The organism is Endozoicomonas acroporae (genome assembly GCF_002864045.1).
In the GTDB taxonomy this organism is placed as follows: domain Bacteria; phylum Pseudomonadota; class Gammaproteobacteria; order Pseudomonadales; family Endozoicomonadaceae; genus Endozoicomonas; species Endozoicomonas acroporae.
The window spans coordinates 17,611-34,541 of the sequence record NZ_PJPV01000113.1 but is presented as its reverse complement, the minus strand read 5'-3'; the positions used below and the strand labels follow the sequence as shown (position 1 = coordinate 34,541).

Annotated in this window: 16 protein-coding genes; all 16 read right to left on the bottom strand. The window is 38.2% G+C overall.

All coding sequences use genetic code 11. From position 1 onward, the window contains the following. Positions 1 to 600: Rossmann-fold NAD(P)-binding domain-containing protein (locus CX664_RS17530; RefSeq protein ID WP_219622223.1), on the bottom strand; the 600-nt coding region annotated here is incomplete at its 3' end. A 32-nt stretch (positions 601 to 632) separates the two neighbouring features. After that, complete coding sequence (locus CX664_RS17525) at positions 633 to 992, bottom strand: VanZ family protein (protein WP_101747988.1); 360 nt, start codon at positions 990 to 992, stop codon at positions 633 to 635. 6 nt (positions 993 to 998) lie between these two features. Then, the gene (locus tag CX664_RS17520) at positions 999 to 2,393 is read right to left on the bottom strand and encodes a phosphohexomutase domain-containing protein (RefSeq protein ID WP_101747991.1); all 1,395 of its coding nucleotides are present in this window, start codon (positions 2,391 to 2,393) and stop codon (positions 999 to 1,001) included. A 50-nt stretch (positions 2,394 to 2,443) separates the two neighbouring features. Continuing rightward, positions 2,444 to 3,871 carry a mannose-1-phosphate guanylyltransferase/mannose-6-phosphate isomerase gene (locus tag CX664_RS17515; RefSeq protein WP_146000106.1) on the bottom strand — a complete coding sequence of 476 codons (1,428 nt, stop codon included), beginning with the start codon at positions 3,869 to 3,871 and terminating at the stop codon, positions 2,444 to 2,446. Positions 3,872 to 3,991: 120 nt separating this feature from the next. Then, positions 3,992 to 5,014: an NAD-dependent epimerase/dehydratase family protein gene (locus CX664_RS17510; protein ID WP_101747986.1), complete on the bottom strand. Its 1,023-nt coding sequence runs from the start codon at positions 5,012 to 5,014 to the stop codon at positions 3,992 to 3,994. A 17-nt stretch (positions 5,015 to 5,031) separates the two neighbouring features. Continuing rightward, the gene (locus tag CX664_RS17505; protein WP_101747985.1) at positions 5,032 to 6,129 is read right to left on the bottom strand and encodes a glycosyltransferase; all 1,098 of its coding nucleotides are present in this window, start codon (positions 6,127 to 6,129) and stop codon (positions 5,032 to 5,034) included. Continuing rightward, positions 6,126 to 7,136 carry a glycosyltransferase family 4 protein gene (locus tag CX664_RS17500; RefSeq protein ID WP_163387930.1) on the bottom strand — a complete coding sequence of 337 codons (1,011 nt, stop codon included), beginning with the start codon at positions 7,134 to 7,136 and terminating at the stop codon, positions 6,126 to 6,128. The genes CX664_RS17505 and CX664_RS17500 overlap by 4 nt, the downstream gene beginning before the upstream one ends. Before the next feature lie 253 nt (positions 7,137 to 7,389). After that, positions 7,390 to 8,607, bottom strand: coding sequence for an O-antigen ligase family protein (locus CX664_RS17495; protein WP_101747983.1), 1,218 nt, complete (start codon positions 8,605 to 8,607; stop codon positions 7,390 to 7,392). A 173-nt stretch (positions 8,608 to 8,780) separates the two neighbouring features. Next, positions 8,781 to 10,022, bottom strand: a complete 1,242-nt coding sequence (locus CX664_RS17490) for an MATE family efflux transporter (RefSeq protein WP_101747982.1) — start codon at positions 10,020 to 10,022, stop codon at positions 8,781 to 8,783. Next, positions 10,003 to 11,316 (bottom strand): hypothetical protein, encoded by a 1,314-nt coding sequence (locus tag CX664_RS17485; RefSeq protein WP_146000105.1) that lies wholly within the window; start codon positions 11,314 to 11,316, stop codon positions 10,003 to 10,005. Before CX664_RS17485 ends, CX664_RS17490 begins: the two co-directional genes overlap by 20 nt. A gap of 7 nt (positions 11,317 to 11,323) precedes the next feature. Then, a complete protein-coding gene (locus CX664_RS17480; protein WP_101747980.1) occupies positions 11,324 to 12,094 on the bottom strand; it encodes an oxidoreductase in 771 nt (256 codons plus the stop codon). A gap of 6 nt (positions 12,095 to 12,100) precedes the next feature. Beyond that, positions 12,101 to 12,784, bottom strand: coding sequence for an acylneuraminate cytidylyltransferase family protein (locus tag CX664_RS17475; protein ID WP_101747979.1), 684 nt, complete (start codon positions 12,782 to 12,784; stop codon positions 12,101 to 12,103). Between the two features lie 13 nt (positions 12,785 to 12,797). Beyond that, positions 12,798 to 13,766, bottom strand: a complete 969-nt coding sequence (locus CX664_RS17470; RefSeq protein WP_101747990.1) for a Gfo/Idh/MocA family protein — start codon at positions 13,764 to 13,766, stop codon at positions 12,798 to 12,800. Positions 13,767 to 13,774: 8 nt separating this feature from the next. Further along, positions 13,775 to 14,827: a nucleotidyltransferase family protein gene (locus tag CX664_RS17465; RefSeq protein WP_101747978.1), complete on the bottom strand. Its 1,053-nt coding sequence runs from the start codon at positions 14,825 to 14,827 to the stop codon at positions 13,775 to 13,777. Positions 14,828 to 14,885: 58 nt separating this feature from the next. After that, a complete protein-coding gene (locus CX664_RS17460; protein WP_101747977.1) occupies positions 14,886 to 15,803 on the bottom strand; it encodes a methionyl-tRNA formyltransferase in 918 nt (305 codons plus the stop codon). Continuing rightward, the gene (gene neuB, locus CX664_RS17455) at positions 15,800 to 16,873 is read right to left on the bottom strand and encodes an N-acetylneuraminate synthase (RefSeq protein WP_241693422.1); all 1,074 of its coding nucleotides are present in this window, start codon (positions 16,871 to 16,873) and stop codon (positions 15,800 to 15,802) included. Before neuB ends, CX664_RS17460 begins: the two co-directional genes overlap by 4 nt. Positions 16,874 to 16,931: the final 58 nt, after the last annotated feature.

The following is a 16,931-nucleotide window of genomic DNA, read 5'->3' as shown; positions in this document are numbered from 1 at the left end:
CCAACACTCATCAAAGGCCTCTTTTCTGGCCAGGTACTGCTCCAGTTCTGCCAGTGCCTGCTCATCAGTACGGTGCTCGATAATATGCTGCAACCGATAACCATAGGCATTATCTTTGGAGAAGTATTCCCGCAGGGCCTCAAAATTACGGCCATCGCCAATAACCAGTATATGGCGGGTATTGCGCCCACGGCTACGAAACCGCATCAGCATTCGATAAAGAGTGAACCGGATCACCAATGTCATGGGGATGGTCAGTCCTATCCAGGTAAACAGCCAGATACGGGAATAGCGCTCGGTGGTCTTGGTCATCACCATAAAAGCGATCAGCGCCGTAAACGACAATGCCCAGGCAATGGCCACCTTGGTCAATCGCTCACTGATCCGTCGCCCACGCCAGGGGGCATACACATCACACAAAAACGAAAACACCACCACCAGAAGCGCCTGCATATACATCACATTCAGATAGTGGGTAGCATGGTTACCAAAACGCACCCATTCGGATAGCTCCGCACAGCCAAAGGCAATGGCCACATCCATAATGACCAGTAAAAAAAGAGGCAGCCGGGATCGGCCAGATAACAATGAGGTAGGCATTTATTTTCTATACCAGAAACATCAAAGAACGGTTAGGCAATTTGCCTGCGCCATTGTGAAACAAGAAAAGGCAAAGCCGCCAGCAATAATCCGGCGCAGGTCACCAGAAAATCCAGCGGGTTAAAATTACGTAGGGGCAGCACGGCTTGCAAACTTTCATCCAGAGCGCAGCCAGTAATCAGCAGTAATAATAACCAGCCCCGGTGCCAGAACCCTGAGCAAGCCAGATGAGCCAGCACAGAAAGAATAAAGGCCATCACAAAATGCATCTGCAAATTGCCGCCCAAAAAACGCTCAATACTGCCCCAGGCCCAGTGGCCATAACCGAGGCTTTTGCTGGCCGAAAGAATCACCAGAAAGGCCAGCCAGCTAACCGCTAAAATTCGTACCAAAAACAGTCACTCCCTGATAAGCCCCAGTAGCTCAGCGGTTTTTTCCTCCATCAGAGCCACATCCCCCCGACTCTCCACGTTCAAACGAATTACCGGCTCCGTATTAGAAAGTCGCAGGTTAAAACGCCACTCACCCATATCCAGTGAGATACCATCGGTATGGTCCACAGCCACCGCATCCTTTTCATAAATTGCCAGAATCCGGTCGATAGCCGCCTGTGGATTATCCAATGTGCTGTTAATCTCGCCAGAGGATGGGAACAAAGCAATGCGTTCAGCCACCAGTTCAGAAAGCTTCTTCCCCTTATGGGACATTAACTCAGTTACCAGCAGCCACGGAATCATCCCGGAGTCACAGTAGGCAAAGTCACGGAAATAATGGTGGGCACTCATCTCACCACCATAGACTGCATCCTCTTCCCGCATCCGTTCCTTTATAAAGGCGTGTCCGGTTTTGCACAGCACCGGCACACCGCCAGCTGCAGAGACCTGATCAATGGTGTTCCAGGTTAAGCGAGGATCATGGATAATCTTCGCACCAGGATAATGAGCCAGAAACGCCTGGCCCAGCAGCCCGACAATATAATACCCTTCAATAAACTGGCCTTTCTCATCAAACAGAAAGCAGCGGTCAAAATCCCCATCCCAAGCTATGCCAATATCCGCCTTGTGCTCCAGCACCGCATCCACAGTTGCCTGCCGACAATCGTGTAACAGCGGATTAGGAATCCCATGGGGAAAGTTACCATCCGGTTCATGGTGAATCTTCACAAACTGCACCGGCACACCGGTCGCTTTAAACCGTTCCTCAATGGCATCAATTACATGCCCGGCAGCCCCATTACCAGCATTCACCACCAGTTTCAGAGGCTTCAACTCATCCGATTTGATATACCCCAGAATATGCTCCACATAAGGGGCAAGGTTGCTGATCTTGCGATAAGAGCCAAATGGGATATCTGGAGAGCCTATTCTGTTCGGTTCCACAAACACTTCTTCAGCCAGCCGTTGGATCTCCCGCAGCCCGGTATCCCCGGAAATCGGCTTGCTTTCTTCCCGTACCAGCTTCATACCGTTGTAGTCTTTCGGGTTATGGCTGGCAGTCACCATAATGCCGCCATCCGCCTTCAGGTGCGAAGTGGCAAAATAAACCTCTTCAGTACCACACAGGCCAATATCAATCACCTCCACACCACCGGCACGCAACCCATCGCTCAAGGCTGTTTTCAGTTCTGGTGTAGAAAGACGAATATCACCACCCACCACCATGGTTTTGTGTTGCGAACTGGTATTTAAGAATGCCGCCGTCGCCCGGCCAATCCGCCAGGCAATATCTTCATTCAATTCATCGGGCATACGGCCACGGATATCATAGGCCTTGAAGCAGGGCAGTATATTCATAAGGGTTTCTAAAAACAGGTTGAGTGGCTGGCGGGAATGTTTGCTGCTGATCAAGTTCTTCCATAGGTATCTTCAAACCGGACAATATCATCCTCACCCAGATAACCACCGCTCTGTACCTCAATCAGCTCAAGGTCGAATTTGCCAGGGTTTTCCAGCCGATGCACCACGCCAATGGGGATATAGGTGGACTGGTTCTCGGTCAGCAGAATTTCCTGATCACCATTGGTGACCACTGCGGTGCCTTTAACCACAATCCAGTGTTCCGCGCGGTGATGGTGCATCTGTAATGAGAGCTGTGCTCCAGGCTTAACGGTAATGCGCTTTACCTGGAAGCGTTCGCCCATATCAATGGAGTCGTAGGCACCCCAAGGGCGATAGACTTTGCGATGCAGTTTTACCTCTGTACGGTTTTCTGCTTTCAGCCGGTCAACAATCTTTTTAACATCCTGCACCCGATCCTTGTGGGCAACCAGAATGGCATCATCGCTTTCGGTGATGACCAAGTCATCAACACCCACAGTGGCAATCAGTTTTTTCTCACTGCGCACGTAAGTGTTGCGGGTATCCTGCAGCAGAACATCACCCTGAACAGAGTTACCTGACTCATCCTTTTCACAGATATCTGCCAATGAGGTCCAGGAACCCACATCGGACCAGCCTGCATCCAGTGGCACCACCACCGCATCGGAGGTTTTTTCCATCACAGCATAATCAATGGATTCATCCGGGCAGGCGGTAAAAGCTACTTCATCCAGTCGAACAAAATCAAGATCGGCATTTTGTACCGCAATAGCCTTTTCACAGGCTTCCAGAATATCGGGTCTGAATTTCTTAAGTTCTTCCAGGTAGCGGGAGGCCTTAAACAGAAACATGCCAGAGTTCCAATAATAGTCACCAGAAGCGAGATAGCCCTTAGCCGTTTCCAGATCTGGCTTCTCCACAAAATTTTCTACAAGGGCAACCTGCTGACTATTGGCTATTAATTCTTTATCGGCCTTGATATAGCCATAACCGGTTTCCGGATGGGTAGGCACAATACCGAAAGTAACCAACTTGCCATCTCTGGCCGCAGGCAACGCAGCTTCAACCGCCTGATGAAAAGCAGCAATATCCTTAATCACATGATCCGCAGCCAAAACTAATAACAGAGGCTCCTGTTCTTCAGAAGCGGCCTTAGCTTTCAATGCTGCAAGAGTAACCGCAGGTGCAGTATTCCTGCCTACAGGCTCCAGAATAATGGCTAAAGCTTGTCGACCCATCTGCCGGAACTGCTCCGCTACTAGGAAACGGTGCTCTTCATTGGCAATCACCATTGGAGCAGAAACAGAGTCTAATCTATCCAACCGGGTCACTGTATTCTGCAACATGGTTTGTTCATCAACCAGAGGCAGAAACTGCTTTGGGTACAACGAACGGGACTGAGGCCAAAGGCGGCTGCCAGAGCCACCTGACATAATTACGGGGATTAAGTTCATAAACTCTCGTTAGTCACAAAGCGAACAAAGTGGATGAAAGCTGATCAGTGTGACTCTCTGTCAGGTTTATACACTCTGAGGTTAAGATGAAGGCGGGAATAAGATCGGTGCAGTTAACAGTTACCACTCACTGGGCATCTGTTTTTTCCAATCTTCAAGTGCTGTTTTTAATGTATATTGGTACTGATAACCATGCTTCTCAAGATATAGGGGAAGAATATTATTACTTCTTACTAACTTTTTAATACGAACAGGGCTGATTGGTTGATTAACCCGAAATAAGCGTGCAATTGCTTCTACAAAGAATGAGGCAGGGTAAAGCAGTGAATAGGGCACATATGGAACAAACCGTTTTATACCTGCAACTTTACAAATAGTTGTGACATACTCTTCCATAGATGGGCCAGGATTCATTGACATATTGAATAAACTGACTCTGCTATTCGTCTTGAGAGAATAATGGACCCATAGCATGGCATTACATAATTCTTTTACATAGGTACCTGCTTTACGGGTTTGTTTGTTGCCCATATAAAAGAAATATCGTTTAAGTACAGCTTTAATGAGTCGTGAAACATTGCCCCCTTCACCAGCACCAAAGACGACTCCAGGGCGAACAATTGTAAGTCGCTTATTTTCCGGATCACTATTTTGCCATGCCAAGTGAATCTTTTCTGCTGCTAACTTAGAACCACCATAAGCAGATACCGGAGCAGGAATTGAATCCTCAGTCTTAGGAGTTTCTGATGGGCCATAGGGGGCAATACTACTGGTGAAAATAATACTTTTGCAATTTATCTCATCAGCCCAGGAACATACATTTTCAGCACCTAATAAGTTAGTTTCATAATATTCATGGCATTCATGGCCGGGTTCACGATGGATTGCTGCAAGATTAACAGCAAGAGTTATGTTTTCCACTACCTTGGGAATTTGAGTATTAATACTATCGCGGACATCACATGACTGATAGATAACCTGTCCTTGCTCAATATATTGCTTTAAGAATGGTTCAAATCTCTCGAGACATATAGGTTGTAAATCAAATAAATATACTTTATCAACTATGCCTTTATCTAAAAGATCAAGAGCCAGATATGAGCCGATAAAACCTGTACCACCGAACAAAGCTGCTGCATTCATGTAGATATTCTTTAAAATTAAATGGTTTCTCTAATGACTTTATCAACTAAAGATTTAAATTCTTCTTTAAAACGATCTTTATCAAATTTTCGAGCATGCTCTCTAATTTCTATTTTGTTAAATTTATGCTCATTGGTTTCAAATTTTAGAATAGCATTATTAAGGGATTGGGCTGTCTGCTCCTCAAAAAATAGTCCAGAAAGACCATCCACAACTGTTTCTAAAGCACCACCTTTTTTAAAAGCAATTACAGCTCGGCCTGATGCCATTGCTTCAAGTGGCACGATACCGAAATCCTCAACACCAGGGAAAATAAGTGCTTTACATTGAGAAAGATGCTCTTTTATTACTGAAAAAGGTTGTCGACCAAGTATCTGAACATTAGCTCTTGCACTTTTTTTTAAGTCATGAAGTTGTTCACCATCACCAATAACAATAAGCTTTTTAGCAGACAGATTGAATGCTTCAACCGCCAAATCTGCTCTTTTGTATCCAACAAGCTGGCCGAGTAATAAGTAATAGTCGCCATCGGACTCAGACAGTTGAAATTCATCAAATGATACAGGTGGGTTTATAACTATGGAGTCACGACTGTAATATGTTTTGATACGTTTAGCTACAAAATTACTGTTGGCAATAAACTGAGTAACTTGTGCAGCCGTTGCCTGATCCCAACGGCGTAGATAATGCATCAATGGCGGCATTAACATGCGCTTTAAAAAACCTGCCTTACTTTTATATTCATGGTACATATCCCATGCATAGCGCATAGGAGAATGGCAATAACATATATGTGGGACACCTGGAGGTGGGATAATGCCTTTTGCAGGTCCTGATTCACTTGATATTATTAGGTCATAGCCTCGTAAATCTAACTCTTCAAGTGCAATTGGCATTAAAGGTAGATAGCTTTGATAATTTCTTTTAGCAAACGGTAGTTTTGAAATTAAAGATTGATTGATATTATGTTTATAAATAATGCTGTCTATAAAATGATCACTGTCATAAACATGAGTGAAAATGTCTGTATTGGGATATAGTTCACAAATAGCTTCAAGAACCTTCTCTCCGCCACGAACACCTACTAACCAATAATGAATAATTGCTATCTTCATTTTTTCTCAAAGCCTATATATTTTTCTAAAGCATCATCCCAAATTTTACGAGTTTTATCCCAGTTGAATAATTTAACTCTCTCTAATCCAGCATTACTTAGCTTTCTTCTTAAATCATGATCAAAACAAATTCGGTTAATGCCATGCGCAATATCATCAATATCATAGGGATTAACTAATAAAGCAGCATCGCCTGCGATTTCGGGCATAGCTGTAATATTGGATGTTAAAACCGGGGTTCCAACGGCCATGGCTTCAATAATCGGCAAGCCGAAACCTTCATATAAACTTGGCATTAGAAAAGCGTGGGCTCCTTTATAATAAGCTGGAAGTTGCTCTTCCTTAATAAAGCCAGTAAAAAACACTTTCCCTGAAATTGATAAATTTTCAATAAGATTTCGTAATTTTTGATCAGGTTCACCTGATATCAATAAGTCATAACTTTTAATTGCCTCTGATTTAGAATACCCCGTAATTAATCTAATAATATTTTTGTGTTTTTTTTTATTTCCAATATATAACAAATATGGTCTTCTATGTATAAAAGGTAATACTTTATAATTGAATTGTTCATCAACACCATTGTAAATAACTATAACTTTATCAGAATCAATGTTTGCCCACTCACAGATTTCTTTTTTTGTATAATTAGAAACCGTGAATATTATAGGGGAGTTCTGGCACACTTTTTTTACTAATAAAGAGTAATACAATTTATTCTTGATAGATTTGTAGAATCTAATATGCATTAAATCATGGATTGTTATTATTGCCCTTTTAGAAGAAAATGCTGGTACATTATACGAAGGGGAAATAAAGGTTTTCTTTTGGTTTAGGATTTTTGCCCATAAAAGCAAAGGATCTAAAGGGGAAAATATATCATCAAAGTCACCCTTAATATCGCTAATTCTTTTGCATGTTTTTGATTTGGATATCTCTCTAGAAAATCTTCCTATACCATGGTCAGCATTCCACCGGGCATCATAAAGTAGATTTGAATAATTCATTGCATTTAGCAGCTCTTTTTGTGTAATTCTCAATCAGAAAATCTGGTTTTCAATATACTGTATCTTATCAGCAAAATAACATAAACTAATCTACACGCTTAAAATGTATTAAGTACTATGTGATCGAATTAAATTATTATTAATATGAAACTAAGTACATGACCATTTACTTTTCAGGCTACCACCACCAAGTCTTTCGCGGCCTGTGAGCAGGAAAATATATGATTTCATTTTGTTATGCACTTAAAAATGGCTACAGTGTTTTTTGTCGATAACTATCTGATGAACAAATTCCAGAAAACAACCCCATAAAACCCCAGAAGTACAATCTAAAATAATTTGATTCGAAGATCATTACAATGCAAAAAACAATTAATGAAACTAACAGCCATCTATTTTCTGGAAGAAGCGAATCTGATTTTCTTATAAGGTGAAAAACAAAATAAGAAAATAAAGCAAAGCCCAATACACCTAATTCAGCTAGTAGCTCCAACCACATATTCACTGCTGGATAACCTCTAGGCTCTAACCAAGGTATACCACCAGAGTAATCTCTACCAAAGAAATTCAAACTAAATGCCTCAAAATTTCCTGCGCCTACTCCGAAAGGGAAGCTATATTTGGTGACATCGACTGTAAGTAACATCCTAGGCCACCTATTCCCAGTTCGGTATAAAATAGCATCTATTGGGTTTGAACTATTAATGATACTTTTAATTGTCGATGCTATCAAATCATCACTGTATTGTGAATATAGATAAGCTGCCATTAGTAATATAAAGCACAAGAAAGTAAAGAATAGAAAGTTTTTGACAGTAACCTTTTTTAAAAAAATAAAAATACAACCTAGAGAAATCAAAATAATAAATATCAAGTTGGCCGATTTAGTAATAAATAAAAAAACAAAAAGAAAACATATGTCGATCTTCGACGTTTCAGATTGTTCGATATAGTTCCATAGGATGATAACAATGTAGGGTATTGAGGCCAAAGCAAAATATGATGGCTCATAATAAAATAAATGCGCTCTTTCTTGTTCACCAATAATGACTAAAAATGCAGAAAGTAAAATTTGTACTCTGAATGACCATATATATGCATATGCAACTAGTTCACCTGATGTTCTAGTTGCAAAGTGTCTAAAAACACAGTATATGAGAAAATAGTTAAAAATTAGCCAAAAGGAATATGCAAAAGACCTTGTAGTATTTTCACTTGCTAATGCTGATAAAATTACTGACAAAAATAATCCGCATATTAGAGTGAATTCCGTCCGTGGGAAAGTAAACCTACTGAAGAAATATAAAAAAGGAATAGTAAAAAAAACATATGACAATCTGAAACTACCTATTGGTAGTTGTAACGAATATCTATCAAGGCCACAGGCTGCAATTAACAACACAACCCATAAGAACAAATTAATTTGCACTTTACTATTTAATATTTGATTGTCATTAAGTACAAAAAACATCAGTTGAGTCTCAGATCTAGAAGCAGTTTTGCATTAACTTTTCGCACTAGGCTAGAGTAATGATTATGAATATTCATTAAATTCAAATGGACTGCCTTGTAATTGGGTATATATCTAAATAAAATAAGATAAGATAAGATAAGATAACAATACAGTTGATACAATCAATAGTGTTATGTTTTGTTTGAATAAATATAAATAATTGAAAAAAATGCTTTTAGCATAAGTAAAATTAAGGCTGAGGCAAATAATGCCAAAATTATGTTGTTTAAATCGATACCAAACATTATTACCGCATAAAAAAAAGCAATCATTGAAATAAAGTTTGAGAACAGTAGTGTTTTATCTTTGTTAAGTGAATATAGAAAATAATGAAAGCAATATGTTAAACAAATAAGAATATTAATTATAAGCAAATAAGCTAACACATAAATATCTTCAAGATATCCTTCCCCAAAAAAAACGGCCAAATATAATTTAAAGGAATAGAATATGAAAATACTTCCAGTCAATGATAATACAAACGTTAATACAAGCATCTTAAACAGTTCTTTAGTAAGTAAGTGGGGATCAGTAGCAGCTAGTTTAATTAATTTTTGATAAAAAAACTGAAAAACACCAACTTCCAGAAAAGTTAATATTGTATTTGAAACGGTAAAATAAAATGCATAAACACCCAGTTCATAACCAAAGCCGTTTCTTTCAAGTAGAACTTTATCGAAAACAAATATTGATCGTAAACAGACCGTGCTGATCAGGAAAGTGATACTATCAAAAAATGAACCGTAAATGTTGTTTAACCCAAACTTTAAACTTATTAATTGGAAATAGTTAATGTCCAGCTTTCTCAATGCCCAGCTAGCCGAATATATTGAAAATAACAACCAGGTAGACAATATTATCTCTATGGTGAAATATGAATTGGGCAAAAAAACGGCTACAGATATCAGGGGGAAAATCCACATCCCTGATTTAATAAAGACCACTTTTGATGCATCTAGCTGCTTACCATTTGCTATTAAAACTCTAGTTAACTCTAATGATAGATGTTCAAAATAAAGCATTGGAATGAACAATAAAATAGAGTAGAAATTTATCAAATTGAAAATCTGGAGTATAATTACAAAGGTGGAAGTGATCAGAAAGTTAATCAGATATACATTCAGTTGTACTTTAATTATTCTATCCTTTTCCTCCTTATTTGCTGTTATTAATCGGCGGTTTGCAAATGAATAATATTCAATTCCAACAAAATAACTAAAATAGGCTGTGAGGCTTACAAACAGGCTGTATATACCAATAGAATATTGATCCAAAAGTTTAGCTAAAAAGAATATCAATAAAAATTTAGAAAATATCGAAGAAACTCTAAGGAGAATGCATGCCATGTATTCATTATTTTTCAATAATTGCATTGATTAACTCATTAATAGCATTTATGTTCTTTTCTAAAAGTACATCCGGGAATATACTTGGGTCATGTATAAAGCCTTTTACGCCATAGCAACAAATGTTATTGGAGAGATCATCATGAACACATTTTAAGCTCAACAAAAACTCCTTTTCTTTTACGAAGTCATTTATTTCAGTTATTGAACTTATGAATTTTGATTGATTATAAAATATATTTGAAAATACTATCGCTGGCTTTGATTTTTTTATTGACTCCAATGAAACTGTGCCAGCAACACTGCAAACTAGCGAAGATAAGTTTATTAGCTCACTCGCACTCGCTTTTCTCCTTATAAATATAACGTTTGGCTTGAGGTAAAGAGCTAATAACTTGTAAATATTTCTAATGGAAATAGAGTTTGGATGATCTTTGATTATTAATATTTCATCAGTTGCCAACCTAGAAGCAATTTGCGATGCTAAATTTAATTGATCAGAAAACTTCATAGAGACAAAGTCAGGGGTTGCTTCTGGTTGTATATGGAGAGAAAAGTATATAATTTTCTTGTCAGTACTTTGGATATAGTCAATATTCTTACATAGTTTGTTGAAAGCCTGATCAAAAATAATATAAATATATTTTATTACTAGCCTAGTTTTCCAGTAAATCTGATTTATTCTATAGTCATTAATTTGTGATGAAAAATCAAACAGCCTCTTGGTAACTAACTTTATATTTCCTAATTTAGAATACCTTTTTTTTACACCTTCACACAAATCATAATAATTTATTCTTTCGCCGTATCGCTCACCGCTTAATCCTTCAGCTTCTTTTAAAGATGAGAAACTATGTTCAGAATCGAATGAAACAATATAGTTCTCATCTAGGGGTAAATTTAATAAATGCCGATATTTCACACCTCTATGACATAGTTCTTTGTAAACTAAATATTCATTCGCCCAACTTACTTCACCAATCACTAAATCAGGTTTGAAAATATCTACACTATCCAAAACAAAATTGACATGACTAAGCGCAATTCTTTTCGCTAGAAAGAAAGGTAATCTTTTCAAGATTCGATCATTTTTTATTGCGCTTCTTATGTCATGATTTGTTATATTTAATTGACCAGTATTTCGATTTCCATAAGATGGAACATTGCATTGATAACATGACGTTTCTAGTTTCTCCTTTTCTAAAATCTGTTTCTTTGATTTGTCAAACACAACAAACATCCATCTATGCTTAGATGCTTTTGCTAGTTTTAAATTCAAATAAAAATTATTGTTATTGTCTAGGTATAATATCTTCTTCATGTTAATCCTAGAGAGTAAAACCGTCATCAATAATCAAGTTATTCCCAGTCACATATTTAGACTGATCTGACAGAAGAAATAAAATTGAACCAATCACATCTTTAGCAGTGAGCATACCTTGGCCATGTGTGTTTTTTTTATATGCTTTTAAAAAAGACTCAGGCTGATGATCAAAAAGCCCACCAGGACTAACACTATTTACTCTAAATCGACTGTCATTAACATAAGCAGCAACATACTTATTCAAATGAATAATTGCGGACTTAATTGCAGCATACTCTACTGGTGTAGACATGTTTGTACCCTGATAAATTTCGAATTTTGGTGCTACAACTCCATAGATCGACGAAATGTTTACAAGTGAAAATGGCTTTTTATTTTTATTAAAGTATGCAGCAGATTGCTGGGAAAATAAAAAGGTACTTCCTAAGTGTAAAGCTAAATTCTCATTAAAACTAGCTAACGAGACATCGAAAAAGTGGGCTCCATAAGTTTTATTACGTGGATAAGTAGTATTAACTGCACCATCAAGTTCTTCAATTTTAGAAAAAATATCAACTACACTTCTTTCATCAGTTACGTCCAGGCAAGCAAGTTTTAGCTCTTGTCTTTCAATATTTACATCTAAAGATTTTAGCTTCTTCTTCATTTGTTCAAGGTTAATATCAGCGGCAATTACCTTAGCACCTTGCGCAAGTGAATCAGCAATTAACTGACTTCCCAGTAAACCACCAGCTCCAGCAATTAAAATCTGTTTGTTTTCTAGTAATTTTTCCATTTTTAATCACCCTTGAATAATCGACTCAGCCAATTTGAAATCGTAAATATCATCAATGTCTATAGCACGGGATTTTGGTACTTCTATATAGGTGACTTTTCCAGAAAAAATACTCAAATTACTTCGTATAAAATCTGGAGTTGAAACATAGACGACTGTTGTCATATCAAAAACTTCAGGTGCATCTTGTCGACGAGATACAACCACCTCTGGTCTGTTAACCAGCTCTGCAAAACCGTTAACATTTATTTTAACCATATTGAAATAAGGACTACGGTTAGCAGGAGTTACTGATATACAAATATCTGCTTCCTGATCTTTGAGTTTATCGATTGCACTTTGAATATCTTCTTTACTTCGAAGAGGGCTAGTAGCAGGTAAACTGACAAAACCTTCAAAAGAACCATAGTGAGCTTCTACCCATTCTATGGCATGTCTCCAAGACAACCACTCAGGACTTGTGTCCGTTGCTAACTCAGCAGGCCTATCTATCACGATAGCTCCTCCTTGTTGAGCAATATCAGCTATCCTTTTATCATCGGTAGATACAAAAACCTTATCTATAGATGTGCAGGCTAGCGCAGAGTCAATTGAGTATTGTATTAATGGCTTACCAGCTAATGACTTAATATTTTTCCCAGGCAAGCCCTTTGAGCCACCTCGAGCAAATATAAATGCATGGTTCTTCACAATTTTTACTTCATCACTGATTAGTTATGGACTTTATACAATCTATTAATCTTACGGTGTTCACTGCATTTTCAAGATTAATACATCTATTATTTTTCGATTCTATCTTGTTAACAAAGTCATTAATCATGTTAATGTACATTTGATTCTTATCCCAGTTTGAATCACTGTACAATACCTTCATTCCTTTTTTATCAAAAAAACATATTTTGTTTTTTATAAGATTCCATTCCAGTCTGCCTTTGCTACCGACAAAACTACATTTTCTATGAGTATTTCTTTGCAAAAAATCCAAATGGATATTAACTACAGCTCCATTCTCTGTAATTGCACAAATATCAGCGAGATCTTCTACTTTCAAGCTGAGTTCTTCTGATGAGCGTAAGATGGAATTTTTAGGGGTTAAATTGCCAAGAATCCATTGCGCATAATCCAATTCATGGCTTAACTCCAGAAGAGCTCCGCCACCGAGTTCGACACTTGCAGACACACTCTCCTGATAGTTTTTTGTCGGGCGCCAATCTGGTAAATATTGACCAACATCAATAAACACATTGTATAGCTCACCGAGTTCTTGCGCCTCTATTATTTCTTTAACTCGCTGCGCAGAAGGTAGGTATCTAAGGCAATACCCAACGGCAACAGGAGTAATGTAATCTCTACTAATTTTTAATATCTTCTCAGCGTCTTCAATACTTGCAGCTAAGGGTTTTTCTATCAGAATAGGGATTCCAGCTTTTATAAGCGGAATAGAGTGTTCAGCGTGATATGTTGCAGGTGATGCCACTATCGCCATATCAACGTTTTCTTTTACCAAAGTTTCAATGTTTGGTATTAAGAAATCACAATTACTGACATTTGACGTCGGATTCCTACCGCTTGCAGACATTGAGTAAATTTTAGCATCTGGAAAGATACGTCTTAAATTACCTCTGTGTCTTTCAGAAATGTTACCCAGTCCGATAACAGCAATTTTTTTCATAATGGTATTCAAAAAATATCTTTTACATCTATTTGTGCACGCTGGTAATCAGCGTTACGACCAATGTCTAACCAGTAATCATGACTGGTATATACACCTACCTTAAAACTTTGATTTATCCGGTGTTCAAGAACAGTAGGCATATCTATTCTTGAGCCCTTTTTTATAGATTTTATGAGATCACTGCTCAAAATATATATACCTGCATTTACGTGGTACTGATAGAGCGGCTTCTCTTTCATCGTGGTGATTAAATCATTTTTGCTTTCTACTACTCCAAATGGTACTTGATACCCATATTCACGAACACACATCGTTGCATCACAGTCACTATCTAAATGGTGCTGTAGCATTTTGGTGAAATCCAGGTTGGTGAGAACATCACCATTCATCATAATCAAAGGGAGTTCAATTACATCATGAGGTAGCAGGCCTAGTGCTCCTCCTGTGCCTAGTGGTTCTTCTTCATGTATGTAGGTAATACGAACCCCAAGTTGGCTGCCGTCACTAAAATGATCTCTAATCACATGTGGCAGGTAGTGTGTTGAAATATAAAAATTTGAAAAGCCAAGATCCATGAACCGATTAATTAAATGCTCTAACATGGGTTTATCACCAACTTTGAGCATTGGTTTTGGGCAGTTGTCAGTTAAAGGTTGTAGTCGAGTTCCAAACCCTCCAGCCATTATAAAAACAGGATTATCAAACTCAGGACGGTGAATAGCATCATGCAGCGTTTCTAGCCCGACTAATTTACCAGCAGAATCAACAAGCGGTAAAGCTAGAATGCTTAATTGGTCCATTACAGCCAAGCAATGTTCTCTACTATCACTGTCCATTGCTGTATGTGGCTGATCGTTCATAACCAAAGTAACTGGGTCCTCCATATTAATATGACCCAGTAAACCCCGACGAATGTCACCATCAGACACCGTACCTAATAAGAACTGATTTTGGTCACAAACCAGGCATATCCGTAAAGCTCCCTCCTCAATGACTTGCATTGCTTCACGGATGCTGGTTTGTGTTCCAGTTATTACTTTCTTCCATTCCGACATCATTTGATCCAAGGATTTAACTTGTGTAATTAATAATGGTGCGTAATATTAAAAAAAACTATTACACTTTGAATCGAGTACCTATTTTAAATTCAGGCACCATTATTTCTTGAAGGACTCCGTATAATACTTTTCTTACCTCATTTATCAGGATGGTGCTATCCCCAGTTTTAATCACCACTCCATTAGTAGACCTACCAACAACTTCACCAATTGTTGCTATATAGTTAGGAGCATTATCAATCATGGTTGCACTTTCAATTGCGTACTCTTCGTTCTCTGAATAGATTCTTGCACAAGGTCCTGGTGTTGAAATTGCCCTTATAAAGTTAAATACTCTTGCTGATTCCCAGCGAAAATCTAACACTTCATCTCCAACTTTTCTCATCCCAAAATATGTGCCTACAGGATGAATATCTGACTGTTTTTTTATTTTAACCTTATTTGAAAAAATCTTCATAATAGCGGAATGCAGTACATATCCACATTGTGTAATCGCTGTTTCAAGAAGAGTCTTATAGTTATCTTTGTTGCTTATAGGGAATATTTTCTGATCTATGATATCTCCAGTATCAATTCCCTTGTCTACATAGTGAACAGTGATTCCAAAACTTTTTTCCCCATTAATTAAAACCCAATTTAAAGGGTTTCGTCCTCTGTAATAAGGTAAAGCACCTGCATGACAATTTATAAAGCCTTTTGGTGCAAAGTTAATGATTCTTTCTCTAAGGATCTGATTGAATGACATGGATACCAGAAGATCTGGAGTGTACTTTTCTATCTTCTCTATAAAGCCATCCGAATTAACATTTTGTTCTATGATGAATGGTATCTTTAGCTTCGTCGCCCATTCTTGCAAGATGGGATCTCTAGTATCAAAACGAGGTACTATAAAAACAATTTCAAGCTCATCTGAATTCACAATCAATTCTAGTGCTTTATGTGACCATGGTCCATCTGCAAAATAACCAATTCTCATTGAATTAAATCACCTTCATCAAAATTTACTTCTGCGCTTGTTCCTAAAAAATCCCAGTAGTCATATGGACTTCTTCCATTACCAGGCCTTTTTATCCCCAAGTTTGATATGGTAAAGAGTTCCCCTTTTTTGATATTAGTCAGCGCGACAAGACTCTTTCTTGCAACACTCTTGTTCTTTGCTTCAGACGGCTGGACTACTTTAATACCATTCCCAAGCGCTGATTCAACTTTTCTAATTCCTGAAATCATAGCTTTTAGTTCGTCTGGCTCAAGTGATGCTTTGTGATCAGGCCCCTCCATATTTTTATCAAGAGTAAAGTGCTTTTCTATGATCTTTGCACCAAGAGCTGCTGCTGCTATTGGGATTGGGATACCTTCACTGTGGTCGGAATACCCTGTAGGTAAACCAAACGAAGCCTCCATCGTTTGCATAGCATGCAAATTAATTTCTTCAAAAGGTGCGGGATAATCTGTTGTACAGTGAAGCAACGTAACCTTTTGCAGCAAGGCATTGCGTCCATCCATACTTGCATATGCCTCTTCAAATCTGGCTTCTGATGGTGCCTCATCCAATGAAGCTGTCAGCCCAAACGCTATTACACCAAGTGCTTTTTCGACTTCTGCCAATGTTGCCATGCCGGTTGATAGAATCATATTGCAGCCTGTTCTTGCATGCTCAAGAACAAAAGGGGCATTCGTTAATTCACCAGATGGGATTTTCAGGGTTGTTAGATTGAGATCATTGACGAGGAAGCTTAAGCTTTCAATATCGAAAGCTGTTGATAAAAACTCAATATCTCGTTTTTTACAATAGCCAATCAGTTCTTTATGGGTGTCAAAATCTAACTCTAAGCGGCTGAGCATACTAAACTGTGTTTCTTCAATTCCTGTGTTTTGTGTTTGGTATTCCGCCTGTCGAGCCGCTTTTGTTACAAGGTGTTTTGCTTTGAAGGTTTGGAATTTGACGATGTCGGCACCAGCTTCGCAGGCTTTGTCTATCAATTGGAATGCCAGTTCGGCACTACCATTATGGTTGACGCCTGCTTCGGCGATGATCTTGATACTCACTGTAATTCCTTCATTTTTATGGCTTAGCAAACAGTACAAAATTACTGATAATAAGAAG

Coding starts and splice junctions, on each gene's coding strand:
- CX664_RS17520 (WP_101747991.1), bottom strand. CDS start 2,393: ATGAATATACTGCCCTGCTTCAAGGCCTATGATATCCGTGGCCGTATG.
- CX664_RS17490 (WP_101747982.1), bottom strand. CDS start 10,022: ATGCAATTATTGAAAAATAATGAATACATGGCATGCATTCTCCTTAGA.
- CX664_RS17510 (WP_101747986.1), bottom strand. CDS start 5,014: ATGAATGCAGCAGCTTTGTTCGGTGGTACAGGTTTTATCGGCTCATAT.
- CX664_RS17505 (WP_101747985.1), bottom strand. CDS start 6,129: ATGAAGATAGCAATTATTCATTATTGGTTAGTAGGTGTTCGTGGCGGA.
- CX664_RS17470 (WP_101747990.1), bottom strand. CDS start 13,766: ATGAAAAAAATTGCTGTTATCGGACTGGGTAACATTTCTGAAAGACAC.
- CX664_RS17515 (WP_146000106.1), bottom strand. CDS start 3,871: ATGAACTTAATCCCCGTAATTATGTCAGGTGGCTCTGGCAGCCGCCTT.
- CX664_RS17500 (WP_163387930.1), bottom strand. CDS start 7,136: ATGAATTATTCAAATCTACTTTATGATGCCCGGTGGAATGCTGACCAT.
- CX664_RS17495 (WP_101747983.1), bottom strand. CDS start 8,607: ATGTTTTTTGTACTTAATGACAATCAAATATTAAATAGTAAAGTGCAA.
- CX664_RS17480 (WP_101747980.1), bottom strand. CDS start 12,094: ATGGAAAAATTACTAGAAAACAAACAGATTTTAATTGCTGGAGCTGGT.
- CX664_RS17485 (WP_146000105.1), bottom strand. CDS start 11,316: ATGAAGAAGATATTATACCTAGACAATAACAATAATTTTTATTTGAAT.
- CX664_RS17460 (WP_101747977.1), bottom strand. CDS start 15,803: ATGAGAATTGGTTATTTTGCAGATGGACCATGGTCACATAAAGCACTA.
- CX664_RS17465 (WP_101747978.1), bottom strand. CDS start 14,827: ATGATGTCGGAATGGAAGAAAGTAATAACTGGAACACAAACCAGCATC.